The sequence below is a fragment of the Massilia sp. LMS1-1-1.1 genome (assembly GCF_040815535.1).
Taxonomy (GTDB): Bacteria; Pseudomonadota; Gammaproteobacteria; order Burkholderiales; family Burkholderiaceae_D; genus Janthinobacterium; species Janthinobacterium aestuarii.
In genome coordinates, this window is record NZ_JBFPNG010000002.1 from 101,156 (window position 1) to 112,977 (window position 11,822).

Consider the following 11,822-nt stretch of genomic DNA (forward strand, 5'->3'; position numbering starts at 1 on the left):
CACGGAGTTCCCTGTGTCCGCTGTACCGCTTCCCGGCGCCGTCCCCGCGGCCGCGCCGCCTGCTCCTCCCGCACCTCCCGCCTTCGGCCTGCGCCTGGCCACGGGCCTGACCGGCGTGCTGCTGGCCGTGCTGGTGGCCGGCCTGAATGAAAACATCACCAAGGTCGCGCTGGCCGACATCCGCGGCGCCATGGGCATCGCGCGCGACGACGCCAGCTGGCTCGTGGCCCTGTATGCGGCCGCCTCGGTGTCGGCCATGGCGTTCGCGCCGTGGTGTTCCGTCACGTTCTCGCTGCGCCGCCTGACGGCCGCCGCCATCATCGTCTGCATGGCCGCGGGCCTGCTATGCCCGTTTGCGCCGAACCTGTCCGTGCTGATGTTCCTGCGCGTGGTGCAGGGCGCGGCCGGCGGCGCCCTGCCGCCCATGCTGATGACGGTGGCGCTGCGCTTCCTGCCGCCGAACATCAAGCTGTATGGCCTGGGCGGCTATGCGCTGAGCGCCACCTTCGGCCCCAGCCTGGGCACGCCGCTGGCCGCCTTCTGGACCGAGTACCTGGGCTGGCAATGGGCGTTCTGGCAAGTCGTCCCGGGCAGCATCGTCGCCCTGCTGATGGTGTCCTGGGGCTTGCCGCAAGACCCGCTGCGCCTCGAACGTTTCCGCCAGTTCGACTGGCGCGGCCTGCTGCTTGGCCTGCCCGCCATCAGCATGCTGGTGGTGGGCATGCTGCAGGGCGAACGCCTGGCGTGGTTCGCCTCGCCGCTGATCTGCGTGCTGCTGGGCGGCGGTCTGTTGCTGCTGGTGCTGTTCTTCATCAACGAGTGGTCGCATCCGCTGCCCTTCTTCAAGCTGCAGCTGCTGTCGCGGCGCAACCTCAGCCACGCCCTGCTGACCCTGGGAGGCGTGCTGTTCGTGCTGCTGGCCGTGATCCTGATCCCCTCATCCTACCTGGCGCAGGTGCACGCCTACCGCCCGCTGCAAACAGCGCCCGTGATGCTGATGGTGGCGCTGCCGCAGCTGATCGCCCTGCCGCTGGTGGCCGCCCTGTGCAATTTGCGCGCCGTCGACTGCCGCTGGGTGCTGGCCATCGGCCTGGCCCTGCTGGCCCTGTCCTGCGTGCTGGGCGCGCGCATGTCTCCCGACTGGATACGCACGCATTTCTACCTGCTGCAAGCGGTGCAGATCTTTGCGCAACCGATGGCCGTGATTCCCTTGCTGCTACTGGCCACCACGGGCCTGGCGCCGCAGGATGGCCCATTTGCCTCGGCCTGGTTCAACACCATCAAGGGCATGTCGGCCGTCGTCGCCACCGGCGTGCTCGATGCGCTGATCACACGCCGCAACCATTTCCATTCGACGGTGCTCAGCGAACGTCTGGGCAACCTGCCGGGCGCCGTCGATGTGCCAGGGCTGGCACAGCGCATGCATGCGCAAGTCGTCACCCTGACCTCGTCCGACCTGTACCTCTGCGTGGCCGCCATCGCGCTGGCCATGATTGTGATCATCCCCATCCTGCCGACGCGCGTCTATCCGCCGCGCGCCGCCTGATTTTCATTTTACGAAAGAGCCTCACCATGAATGTCCCCATCCTGCGCTCGCGCGCTTTCCTCCTCGGCCTGGCCCTGCTGGCCTGCGCCCTCGCCTTTTGCGCCTGGCAACTGCTGTTTTCCCGCAGCGAAGAACAAGGCACCGACGACGCCTTCGTCAGCGCCGACTACACCGTGCTTTCTCCCAAGGTGGGCGGCATCGTGCGGGAAGTGCTGGTGGAAGACAACCAGACTGTCAAGGCGGGTCAGCTGCTGGCCCGCATCGACGACCGCGATTACCAGGCCGCCGCCGCCTCGGCACGCGCCGAAGTAGCGGGCGCCGAGGCGCAGCTGGACTATGCCCGCGCCACCTTGCAGCGCCAGCAATCTGTGATCGAACAAGCCAGCACCCTGGTCGAGGCCAACCAGGCGGAAGACAAACTGGCGCAGCAGGAACTGGCCCGTTCAACGCACCTGGCCGGCCAGGGCGCGGGCAGCGTGCAAAACGCCCAGCAGGCGCAATCGCGCTACGACGTGAGCCGCGCGCGCCTGGCGCAAAACCGCGCCGCCCTCGTTGCCACCCGCAAGCAGACGGACATTTTGCAAGCGCAGCAAGGCGCGGCCGAAGCGGCCCTGCTGCGCGCCCGCGCCAGCCTGCAACGGGCCGAACTCGATCTGTCGCATACGCAGCTGCGTGCGCCCATCGACGGCATCATCGGACGCCGCGCCGTGCGCGTCGGCGCCCTTGTGGCGCCCGGCGCCAGCCTGATGGCCGTGGTCCCACTGAACCGCAGCTTCATCGTCGCCAACCTGCAGGAAACCCAGCTCACGCACGTGCGCCAGGGCCAGCGCGCCAGCATCGCTGTCGACGCCTATCCGGGCGTGCTCCTGCACGGCACCGTGCACAGCATCGCGCCGGCCACGGGCGTGACGTTTGCCGCCATCGCGCCGGAAAACGCCACCGGCAACTTCACCAAGGTGGTGCAGCGCATCCCCGTGCGGATCGCGCTCGACCCGGAGCAGGACGGCGACCGGGACCGGGGCACCCGCCTGCGCGTGGGCATGTCGGCCGAAGTGCGCATCGATACGGCCATGCGCCGTCAAGCATTGACACAGGTGAGCGCGCGATGAAAGCACTGATCTTGATCACGGCCCTGGGCCTGGCCGGCTGCGGCAGCGTCGGCACCGACTTCCAGCGCCCGCCCCATGACCTGGGACAGCAATGGCGCCAGGCGGAAGATGCCCGCTTCGCGGCGGCACAGGATGGCGCCATCGAGCAGCACTGGTGGGACAGCTTTGGCGACGCGCCCCTGTCGTCCCTGCTGCGGCGCGCCGCCGGCACCAACCTCGACGTGCTGGCGGCTGCCAGCCGGCTCGAGCAAAGCCGCGCCGCGCGTGGCGTCATCGGTGCCGCGCAAGGCCCGTCGCTGGGCGCGAATGGCGGCTACAGCCGCGCGCGCAACAGCGAACAAGGCTTGAGCGACCCGTCGCGCAACAACGGCCAATCCGCCTACAGCCTGTGGCAAGGCAATCTTGACGCGGCCTGGGAGCTGGACCTGTGGGGCCGCGTGCGGCGCGAAGTGGAAGCGGCTGACGCGCGGGTCGACGTGGCGATGGAAACGCAGCGCGGCGTGCTGCTGGCCGTGCTGGCCGAGACGGCGCGCGACTACATCGAGCTGCGCGGCGCGCAGCAAACCCTGGCCATCACGCAGCAGCTGCTCGACATCGCCCGCCATACCCTGGAGCTGACCCGCATCCGCCTGCGCGAAGGCGTGGCGACGCAGCTCGACGAGGCCGAGGCGGCGGCCCACGTGGCCACCATCGAAGCGCGTTTGCCGCCGCTGCAGCAGCGCGAAGCGCGCCTGGGCAACGCCCTCGCCCTCTTGCTGGCGTTGCCACCGCAAGCCTTGCAGGCGGAGCTGGCGGCGGTCAAGGACATTCCCGCCGTGGCCATGCAAGTGCAGCTGGGCTTGCCCAGCAGCCTGGCCGAACGGCGTCCCGACATCCGCCGCGCCGAAGCGCAGCTGCACGCGGCCACGGCCGCCATCGGCGTGGCGCAAGGCGATTTTTATCCGCGCATCACGCTCTCGGGCAGCGTCGGCCTGCAAGCGATGCAGCTGTCCGATATCGGCTGGGATGCCAAGCGCTTTGCCTTCGGTCCCGGCTTCAGCGTGCCCCTGTTCGATGGCGGCCGCCTGCGCGGCAAGCTGCAATTGCGCGAAGCGCAGCAGCAGGAAGCGGCCATCGCCTACCGGCAGACGGTACTGGCCGCCTGGCACGAGGTGGAAGACGCCTTGTCCGGCTACCAGGCCAACGCCCGCCGCCAGGCCAGCCTCGATGAAGCCGTCAAACAGGGACGGCGCGCGCTGGACAGCGCGGAACTGCAGTACCGCCAGGGCGGCACGGACCTGATCAACGTGCTGCACGTGCAAAACACCCTATTGAACAACGAAGCGGCGCTGGTCGACAGCCGCGCCACCGCGTCGCTGTCGCTGGTCCAGGTCTACAAGGCGCTGGGCGGCGGCTGGCAAGCCTTTTCAAGCACCTCGCAAGAAAGTACCCAATGAAACCGAATCCCGCACATTTTTCCATCCACGACGTCAGCGACTTTCCCATCGTGCGCTTTCGCCCTGAAACGGCCGTCACCGGCTATGCCCCGCTGTGGGAAAACGACATGGATGCGCTGCTGCGCCATGGCGAACCGTTCGTCATGCTGTTCGAAGAGGAGCGCAGCGATGAAGCGCACGTGGACCGCAAGCGGCGCGGCCTGTGGCTCAAACATAACAAGGTGGCGCTGGCCGCCATTTGCCGGGGCCTGGTGTCCATCGAAGCGGACGCGGAACAGCGCGCGCGCCTGCAAGCGATGGCCGCTGGCGCCATGAAAACGTTCGGCATCGTGCAGGAAGTGGCGGCCACACGCGAACAGGCCGACGCCCTGATGGTGTGGCTGCTGGGCAGCGGCCAGATGGCGCGGCCGCGCGCGGCGGACGTGTGGTGAGTGAGTCGGTCAGGCCGCCCTGCGCACCGCGCTCCTGGCAGGAATGACGCACACGTGGCCGTCGCTGCTGGTCGCCGTCGTCAGGGCGATGCCGTACAGTGCGGCCAGGGCGGGTACGGCGCCGGCATCGCTGGCGATGTCGGCGACCAGCTGGCCAGAACGCACGAGCAGCAGCCGCTCGAAGCCCAGCAAGGCGTGGTTGATGTCGTGCAGGATGGCGATGACGGCGTGGCCGCGCGCAGCGCAGAACTGCTGCAAGCTGTCGAGCAGATCAAACTGCAGGCCGGGATCGAGCGCCGCCAGCGGTTCATCGACCAGTATCAAGCCATCGCGTACGTCCCACATCTGCGCGAAGATGCGCGCCAGCTGCACCCTGGCCTGCTCGCCGCCGGACAGGATATCAAGGCGGCGGCCCAGCAGATGCCCGGCGTGCGCCAGGGCGGCCGCGTCCTGCACGATGCGCTCCAGCTGCGGATCGACCAGGCGCGCCACCCGTCCCAGGCCGATCACCAGTTCGCACTGCAAGCCGAAGGCCACGTTCGAGCCTTGCGGCAGCACGGCGCGGCAGCGCGCCAGGTCGGCCAGCGGCCACTGCGCCAGGGGACGGCCGGCAAGCACCACCTGGCCCGCCTGCGGCTGCAGTTCGCACGCCATCAGTTTCAACAGCGTCGACTTGCCCGCGCCGCTGGGGCCAAGGATGGCGATGCGCTCGCCGGGCGCCACCCGCACAGTGAAGGGGCCGAAATACTGCTGGCCCAGTTGTGTTGTGGCGAAGGAGAGTTCCAGCAGTGGCGTCATGTTCACCTCTAGGCGGTGCCGTGGCGGAAGCGCCGCAACAGCATCAGGAAAAATGGCCCGCCCAGCAAGGCCGTGAAAATGCCGACGGGGACTTCCGCGGGAATGGCGACCGTGCGCGCGAGGGTGTCGGCCAATAGCAGCAGCAAGCCGCCGGCCAGCATGGACAGCGGCAGCACGCGGCGCTGGTCGGCGCCCAGCCAGGTGCGCACCAGGTGCGGCGCGATCAGGCCGATAAAACCGATGCCGCCGCACCAGGCGACGGCAAACCCCGTCAGCACGGCCACCAGCACGATCACCTGCGTGCGCAGCCGGCCCACGTCGACGCCCACATGCAGCGCCTGCGCCTCGCCCAGCGCCAGCGCGTTCAATGAGCGCATCAGGAAGCGCGTGACCCACAGCGCGCCCGCCAGCACAATCAGCAAGGCCGCCACCTGGCGCCAGCTGCCGGCCGACAGCGAACCCAATGTCCAGAAAGTCAGGGTGCGCAACTGGTCATCGCTGGCCAGGTAGATGCACAGGCCCATGACGGCCACCGTGATGGCGTTCAGCGCCACGCCCGTCAGCAGCAGGCCGACGATGGAGCCTGGCGTGGCCCAGCGGGCGACCCTGTCGAGCAGCACGCAAATCAGCATGGCACCGGCAAACGCGGCACCCGGCAGCAGCCACACGCGCAGCTCGGGCGCCACGTGCAGGCTGGCCGCGAAAACGATGGTGGCCGCGCCCGCGCAGGCGGCGCCGCTGCTCACGCCCAGCAGCCCCGGGTCGGCCAGCGGATTGCGGAACAGCCCCTGCGTCAAGCCGCCGGCCAGCGCCAGCGCGGCACCGATCAGGGCGGCGAACAGGGCGCGCGGCAAACGGATATGCCACAGCACATACGCGCCGCCGGACAGCGCCTCGCCGGCCGCTTGAAATGGCGCCAGCCAGTCGGCCAGCGTCACGGGCACGGCGCCCGCCTGCACGGCGATGAGCAGACCGGCAAACAACGCCACAGCCAGCATGCTGCCAGCACCCCAGCGTGGCCAGGACAATGCCGGCGTCATCGCGCGCACGTTCATGCGGCCATGGCTTTGACAAATGCGGCGTCGAGTTCGGCCAGCGCCTGCGGCATGCGCGGGCCAAAGCCCAGCAGCAGCATGGCTTCCAGCGACACGATGCGGTGCTTGCGCCCGGCCGGCGTCTGCGCCAGGCCTGGCAGTTTCAAGATGCCGTCCACGCCGCCCGACGCTTTCAAGCCCTGGTCCGTGACGAGCACGATGTCGGGCCGCGCGGCGATCACGGCTTCCGGCGTCAGCGGTTTGTAGCCGGCGAATCCACCCTGGCCGCCCATCACGTTGACGGCGCCCGCATACGCGAGCATGGCGTCGGCGCCCGTCTCGCGCCCGCCCACCATCACCTGGTTCGGTGCATGCGCGAGGATGAACAGCACGCGCACGGCTGATTGTACCGGTGAGTGGCCGCGCTGGCGCACCTTGCCCAGGGCGCCGTCCCACTGCTGCTGCAAGGCTTGCGCCAGGCGCGCAGCGGGGTCGGCACGGCCCGTGATCTGCCCCACCTGTTTCACCCGTTCGAGCAAGCCTTCGAATTTGTTATTCGCGTTCAGCACCGCCACCGGCACGCCCGCGTCGCGCACCTGGCGCAGCACGGCTTGCGGCCCCGCTTCCTCGGTGGCGATCAGCTGCGTGGGCGCCAGCGACAGCACGCCCTCGGCCGACAAGGTGCGCGCATAACCGACCTGCGGCAGCTGTTGCGCCACAGCCGGATACAGCGACGTCGTATCGACGCCCACCAGTTCGCCCTGCGCCTCGAGCGCATAGACGATTTCCGTCAGGGCGCCGCCCACGCTGACGATGCGCCGCGCTTTCGCCACAGGCTTGGCCGCGTCGGACACCGCGGCCAGCACCTGCATCGGCGCGGCCAGGGCCAGCGCGCCCGCCCCCATCTTTTTCAGCGCGATGCGGCGCGCCACGCTGGCGGCGATCATGCGGCGCATAGTTCGCCCTCCTGCGCCACCCGGTCGACGATATGGCGCCATTCGCACAGCTCATGCACGCCCGGCTTGCGTTCGCCGAAGAACATGACGATGGTGTCGCCTTTGGCGTCGAACAGTTCCACCGACGTCACCAGGCCATCGACCGTGGGCTTTTTCACCACCCAGGCGCTGGCGATATGGTCTTCGCGCAAATGCAGGTTGAAGCGCGCATCGAGGACGTTGATCCAGGGCCCCATCACGGCGATCTTGTGCACGGGGCCCGAATGGATCTGGATCATGCCGGCATTGCCGACGAAAGCCATGATCGATACTTTTTCAAGCGCGGCGTCCTTGAGCAGGTCGAGCACGCAGGATTTGTCGAGCTGCTGCACGAAGCGCGGCTCGGCCAGACGCAAGCCCTGCAGGCGCGAGACCGAGTATTTTTTCAGCATGATGAAAAATTCATGCGTATCGCGCAAGTCGGCCCAGGCGGCGCGAAAGCCGGCCACGTCGATCTGCGCGTCGGGCAATTCGACCGGTGGCGGCGCCGGCGCCTTCACGGCAATGCCGGCCTCCTGGTGCGCGGCGGCGAAGTACGCCACCAGCGCGTCGTAGGCGGCAATATCGCTTTGCGGTTTCAGGAAAATCTTGTGCACGGCCTGGCCGGCCGCATCGAAAAACTGCAGGCTGCGCTGCACTTCCTTTTCGCCCATCTCGCGTACGGCAAAGCCGTGCGCCCACTGGCGGTAGAACACACGCAGGTCGATGTCGCCACCGAGCACCAGGCCCACGTGATTGTTGTGGCTGGCTTTTCGATAGACGCCCGTCTTTTCATGCACGCACGAAGCGTTGCGCGTCAGTGCCATGACTTCGCCCAGCGGTTCCAGCGCGGCGATGATGGCGGGCCAGTCGGCCCGCAGGCGCTCGGCGCCCAGCAAGGCGCCATTGGCCAGCGACAGGCCGGCATGCGCGGCGATCAGTTCGCCTTCGGAAATGCCCAGTTCCTCGGCGATGTCGCGGTGGCGGGCTTTTTTCTCGCGGCGCAGGCGGGTAAATTCGCTGGTGACCAGCTCGGTATTGCAAATAGGGGGCATGCTCGACACGGTGTCTCCTTTCAAGGCGAACACTGGCTGGCATGGGCTGGCTGGTGGTGGGGGAATCTTGAAGTCAATTATAAATGAGAATCATTCGCAATCAAGTGTTATTTATGTGAAGAAAATACGCGCAAAAAAAAGCGCCGCGACAGGAAACCCGTCGCGGCGCAAAGGAGACCGATCGATACAACCGATCAGTTCGGGAAAAAAGGTCAGGCGCTCGCTTGCACGGCCGGCATGGAGACCGGCTTGGCAGTGGGCCGCTGCGCCAGCAAGACCACGGCGGCCAGCACCATGGCGCCGCCCAGCAATTGCGTGCCGCTGACGGACTCCTTCAGCAAGGTCACGCCGAAGGCCATCGTGATCACGGGCTCGAACGTGGAAATGATGGATGCCTTGGCCGCGCCGATCTGCGCCACGCCGGCAAAGAAGGCGGCAATGGCGATGGCCGTGGAAAACAGGGCGATGGCGCTGACGGCCAGCCAGCCCGTCGCCGTGCCCGGCAAGGACACGCCCTGCCACAGGGCGATCGCGCTGTTCGACAGGCCGGCCGTGCCCAAAATCACGACGCAAGCGGCCAATGGGTGAATATTCTCGCGGCTTTTCGACAGGCTGTTGCCAAACAGGATGTACACGGCGTACACGCCGGCCGCCATCAATGCCAGGGCGATGCCGATGGGCTGGCCCTGCAGCTTGCCGCCCAGGGTGATGGCCATGCCGGCAATGGCCAGCGCCATCAGCACCAGCATGCGGCGGTCCAGCTTTTCCCAGCCCAGTGCCAGCGCCAGAATGGTGACCAGCACGGGATACACGTACAGCAACATGCCGCACAGGCCGCTGCTGGCATACATGAGGGCGTTGAAATAGCCTTGCGACTGGGCCGTGTACATCAGGCCCATCAGCATGTAGCCGGCCAGCAGGCGGCCACGCGGCAAGCGCCAGCCGCCGAGCCACACGAGCGGCAGCAACAGCATGGCGGCGATAACGAAACGCAAGGCCAGCATGGTCGACGGGTTGACCCCGGACGCATATGCCGCCTTGGCAAACACTGCGGAACTGCCGAAACCGGCGGCCGACAGCAACACCAGCGCAACAGCGCGGCGATCAGACATGACTAACCTCTTTGAGTACACCTGGGCAAACCTGCTGCGTATCGCGACGGTTTTCCCAGGCGTTGTAACGTTGTAAATATAAATGCCCAGCAAGGCCGGGAGATGATTCATGCGTGAATCCTATTGCGGGTCACTTCACGCAGTGACGGCATCATATTCGCTTGCGCAAAATGAAACAAACCAATATTCTTCACGGATAGGCCAAATATTACTGAGGCTCAATTCTCTTAAGAGTGCCATGTCACGTCCCTTGCCCCCACTTGCCGCCCTGCACGCCTTCGAAGCGGCCGCCCGCCATGAAGGCTTCCAGCGCGCGGGCGAAGAATTGCACGTGTCGGCCGGCGCCATCGGCCACCACGTGAAACAGCTGGAAGCGTGGCTGGGCATCGTGCTGTTCCAGCGCCTGCCGCGCGGCGTAGTGCTCACCAGCGCCGGGCAGCGCTATGCAGCCTCGCTGGGACCGATCCTCAACCAGCTGGCCGACGTGTCCGAGCAGGCGCGGCGCCAGGGCGATGACAAGGTGGTGACGGTGACGGCCACCAGCTCGCTCGTCTCGCGCTGGCTGATGCCGCGCCTGGGCCGGCTGCGCGACCGCTATCCGCAGATCGAACTGCGCGTGCTGGCCTCGATGCACCCGGTCGACCTGGCGCGCGATGGCGTGGACGTGGCCATCCGCCTGGGACCGGGCCGCTATCCGGGCCTGAAAGTTGATTTATTGATGGAAGAATGGTTTTCCGCCGTCTGCAGCCCCGGTTTCCGCGCCAACGCGGCCAGCCTGCGCCAGCCCGCCGACCTGCTGCGCTACCCGCTGCTGCACGACGAGCCGGAAGTGCACTTGCCCGGCGAAATCGACTGGACGCGCTGGCTGCACAGCTGCGGCGTGCATTACAGCGGCAATAGCGGCAACAGCGGCGCGCGCTTTTCGCACACCTATCTGTGCCTGGATGCGGCCGCCAGCGGCCAGGGCGTGGCCATTGCCGCCAGTCCCCTGATCGGCGACGATTTACGGTCGGGCCGCCTCGTGCGCGTATTCGAACACGCCGTGCGCGGCCCCCACTGCTATTATCTGCTGCGCTCGCCCCAGGCGGAAACGCGGCCCCTCGTGCATGCATTCTGCGAATGGCTGATCGCCGAGGCGCGCGCCGACCAGGAAACCGTCTGGCCCACAGTGGAGACAGCATGACGAGCAGGGAACTGGCGCGCAGCGCCGCATATATTGTCCAGCATGAGTACGAACAGGCAAGCGTGATCGCGGCCGATGGCAGGCAAGCCAGCCTGGGCGCGTTCTATGGCGACCCGGCCGCAGCCTTGATCGATGGCCATGAGCAATGGTGCGCCGTGGCGGGCGAGGGATTGGTTATTTGCCGGCTGGAACAGGGGTTCGGCCAGTGCGTGGAATACTACCGCCAGCCAGGCGCGGTGCGCTGGATCACGGACTTGCGGCAAACGGGACCGTTTGCACTGGAATGGCAGGGTGAGGATGGCGCTTGGTCCACCCTCGATTTCGAGCCGGTGGATGCGTCGGCTTACGCGCCAGGGCGCTAAGCCGACCTACGCCGACCAACGCCGACCTACGCCAGCGGCGGTGGATGGCCCGTAACCCGACAACACCACCAAACCAGCCGGAGCAACAGATCAGAGCACGTAGGTCGGCTTAGCGCGCAGCGCGTAAGCCGACAACATCATTACAACTTGATGAAGTGCTCGCGGTAGTATTTGAGTTCTTCAATCGACTCGAGGATATCGGCCAGCGCCGTATGCTTCTGGTGCTTCTTGAAACCGGTGGCGATTTCAGGCTTCCAGCGCTTGCACAACTCTTTTAGTGTCGATACATCAACATTGCGATAGTGGAAGAACGCTTCCAGCTTCGGCATGCCGCGCACCATGAAGCGGCGGTCCTGGCCGATGGTGTTGCCGCACATGGGCGACTTGCCTGCCGGTACGTATTTCTTCAGGAACGCGATCAGCTCCGCTTCCGCCTGGGCTTCCGTCACGGTCGACGCTTTCACCTTGTCGATCAAGCCCGAGCGGCCATGCGTGCCCTTGTTCCAGGCATCCATCTTGTTCAGGGTTTCATCGGATTGATGAATCACGAACACGGGGCCTTCGGCCAGCAGGTTCAAATGCATGTCCGTGACCACCACCGCCACTTCGATGATGCGGTCGGTATCGGGCTCCAGGCCCGTCATTTCCATGTCGACCCAGACCAGGTTCATCTCGTTTGGACGTGCCGGCACGGTGGGTGCGGGGGTGGATGCAGTTAAGTCGGTCGCTTGTGACATAATTCTCTCTTGGCCTAATCAAACTAAATAATCAGCCATTTTCTC

General features: G+C 66.6%; 12 protein-coding genes. 6 read left to right on the forward strand and 6 right to left on the reverse strand.

The annotated features are described in order from the left end of the window. The first annotated feature begins 13 nt into the window (after nucleotides 1-13). The 4 genes from MRBLMS1_RS09405 to MRBLMS1_RS09420 are packed head-to-tail and all read left to right on the forward strand — an operon-like array spanning nucleotide 14 to nucleotide 4,522. Complete coding sequence (locus MRBLMS1_RS09405; protein ID WP_485879137.1) at nucleotides 14-1,546, forward strand: MFS transporter; 1,533 nt, start codon at nucleotides 14-16, stop codon at nucleotides 1,544-1,546. A gap of 26 nt (nucleotides 1,547-1,572) precedes the next feature. After that, entirely contained in the window at nucleotides 1,573-2,655 is a 1,083-nt protein-coding gene (locus MRBLMS1_RS09410; RefSeq protein ID WP_485879139.1) for an HlyD family secretion protein, read from the forward strand. Continuing rightward, on the forward strand, nucleotides 2,652-4,091 hold the full coding sequence (locus MRBLMS1_RS09415) for an efflux transporter outer membrane subunit (protein WP_485879141.1): 1,440 nt from the start codon (nucleotides 2,652-2,654) through the stop codon (nucleotides 4,089-4,091). Before MRBLMS1_RS09410 ends, MRBLMS1_RS09415 begins: the two co-directional genes overlap by 4 nt. Then, nucleotides 4,088-4,522 (forward strand): hypothetical protein, encoded by a 435-nt coding sequence (locus MRBLMS1_RS09420; RefSeq protein ID WP_485879143.1) that lies wholly within the window; start codon nucleotides 4,088-4,090, stop codon nucleotides 4,520-4,522. The genes MRBLMS1_RS09415 and MRBLMS1_RS09420 overlap by 4 nt, the downstream gene beginning before the upstream one ends. A gap of 9 nt (nucleotides 4,523-4,531) precedes the next feature. Here the strand turns inward: MRBLMS1_RS09420 and MRBLMS1_RS09425 are convergent, their stop codons facing one another. From MRBLMS1_RS09425 to MRBLMS1_RS09445, 5 genes are all read right to left on the reverse strand, one after another. Continuing rightward, entirely contained in the window at nucleotides 4,532-5,320 is a 789-nt protein-coding gene (locus tag MRBLMS1_RS09425; protein WP_485879144.1) for an ATP-binding cassette domain-containing protein, read from the reverse strand. 8 nt (nucleotides 5,321-5,328) lie between these two features. After that, nucleotides 5,329-6,375, reverse strand: coding sequence for a FecCD family ABC transporter permease (locus MRBLMS1_RS09430; RefSeq protein ID WP_485879146.1), 1,047 nt, complete (start codon nucleotides 6,373-6,375; stop codon nucleotides 5,329-5,331). Beyond that, nucleotides 6,372-7,310 (reverse strand): heme/hemin ABC transporter substrate-binding protein, encoded by a 939-nt coding sequence (locus MRBLMS1_RS09435; RefSeq protein WP_139090838.1) that lies wholly within the window; start codon nucleotides 7,308-7,310, stop codon nucleotides 6,372-6,374. Before MRBLMS1_RS09435 ends, MRBLMS1_RS09430 begins: the two co-directional genes overlap by 4 nt. Then, nucleotides 7,298-8,383: a hemin-degrading factor gene (locus MRBLMS1_RS09440; protein WP_485879164.1), complete on the reverse strand. Its 1,086-nt coding sequence runs from the start codon at nucleotides 8,381-8,383 to the stop codon at nucleotides 7,298-7,300. Before MRBLMS1_RS09440 ends, MRBLMS1_RS09435 begins: the two co-directional genes overlap by 13 nt. Nucleotides 8,384-8,595: 212 nt before the next feature. Beyond that, on the reverse strand, nucleotides 8,596-9,495 hold the full coding sequence (locus MRBLMS1_RS09445) for a DMT family transporter (RefSeq protein ID WP_058051029.1): 900 nt from the start codon (nucleotides 9,493-9,495) through the stop codon (nucleotides 8,596-8,598). A gap of 238 nt (nucleotides 9,496-9,733) precedes the next feature. Here MRBLMS1_RS09445 and gcvA point away from each other — a divergent pair, with 238 nt between their 5' ends. Then, nucleotides 9,734-10,678 carry a transcriptional regulator GcvA gene (gene gcvA / locus MRBLMS1_RS09450; RefSeq protein WP_070220093.1) on the forward strand — a complete coding sequence of 315 codons (945 nt, stop codon included), beginning with the start codon at nucleotides 9,734-9,736 and terminating at the stop codon, nucleotides 10,676-10,678. Next, a complete protein-coding gene (locus MRBLMS1_RS09455) occupies nucleotides 10,675-11,040 on the forward strand; it encodes a hypothetical protein (RefSeq protein ID WP_128140119.1) in 366 nt (121 codons plus the stop codon). Before gcvA ends, MRBLMS1_RS09455 begins: the two co-directional genes overlap by 4 nt. A gap of 140 nt (nucleotides 11,041-11,180) precedes the next feature. Here the strand turns inward: MRBLMS1_RS09455 and orn are convergent, their stop codons facing one another. Beyond that, complete coding sequence (orn, locus tag MRBLMS1_RS09460; protein ID WP_175560553.1) at nucleotides 11,181-11,777, reverse strand: oligoribonuclease; 597 nt, start codon at nucleotides 11,775-11,777, stop codon at nucleotides 11,181-11,183. Between the last annotated feature and the right edge of the window lie 45 nt (nucleotides 11,778-11,822).

Coding starts and splice junctions, on each gene's coding strand:
- MRBLMS1_RS09410 (WP_485879139.1), top strand. CDS start 1,573: ATGAATGTCCCCATCCTGCGCTCGCGCGCTTTCCTCCTCGGCCTGGCC.
- MRBLMS1_RS09415 (WP_485879141.1), top strand. CDS start 2,652: ATGAAAGCACTGATCTTGATCACGGCCCTGGGCCTGGCCGGCTGCGGC.
- MRBLMS1_RS09420 (WP_485879143.1), top strand. CDS start 4,088: ATGAAACCGAATCCCGCACATTTTTCCATCCACGACGTCAGCGACTTT.
- MRBLMS1_RS09425 (WP_485879144.1), bottom strand. CDS start 5,320: ATGACGCCACTGCTGGAACTCTCCTTCGCCACAACACAACTGGGCCAG.
- MRBLMS1_RS09430 (WP_485879146.1), bottom strand. CDS start 6,375: ATGAACGTGCGCGCGATGACGCCGGCATTGTCCTGGCCACGCTGGGGT.
- MRBLMS1_RS09435 (WP_139090838.1), bottom strand. CDS start 7,310: ATGCGCCGCATGATCGCCGCCAGCGTGGCGCGCCGCATCGCGCTGAAA.
- MRBLMS1_RS09440 (WP_485879164.1), bottom strand. CDS start 8,383: ATGCCCCCTATTTGCAATACCGAGCTGGTCACCAGCGAATTTACCCGC.
- MRBLMS1_RS09445 (WP_058051029.1), bottom strand. CDS start 9,495: ATGTCTGATCGCCGCGCTGTTGCGCTGGTGTTGCTGTCGGCCGCCGGT.
- gcvA (WP_070220093.1), top strand. CDS start 9,734: ATGTCACGTCCCTTGCCCCCACTTGCCGCCCTGCACGCCTTCGAAGCG.
- MRBLMS1_RS09455 (WP_128140119.1), top strand. CDS start 10,675: ATGACGAGCAGGGAACTGGCGCGCAGCGCCGCATATATTGTCCAGCAT.
- orn (WP_175560553.1), bottom strand. CDS start 11,777: ATGTCACAAGCGACCGACTTAACTGCATCCACCCCCGCACCCACCGTG.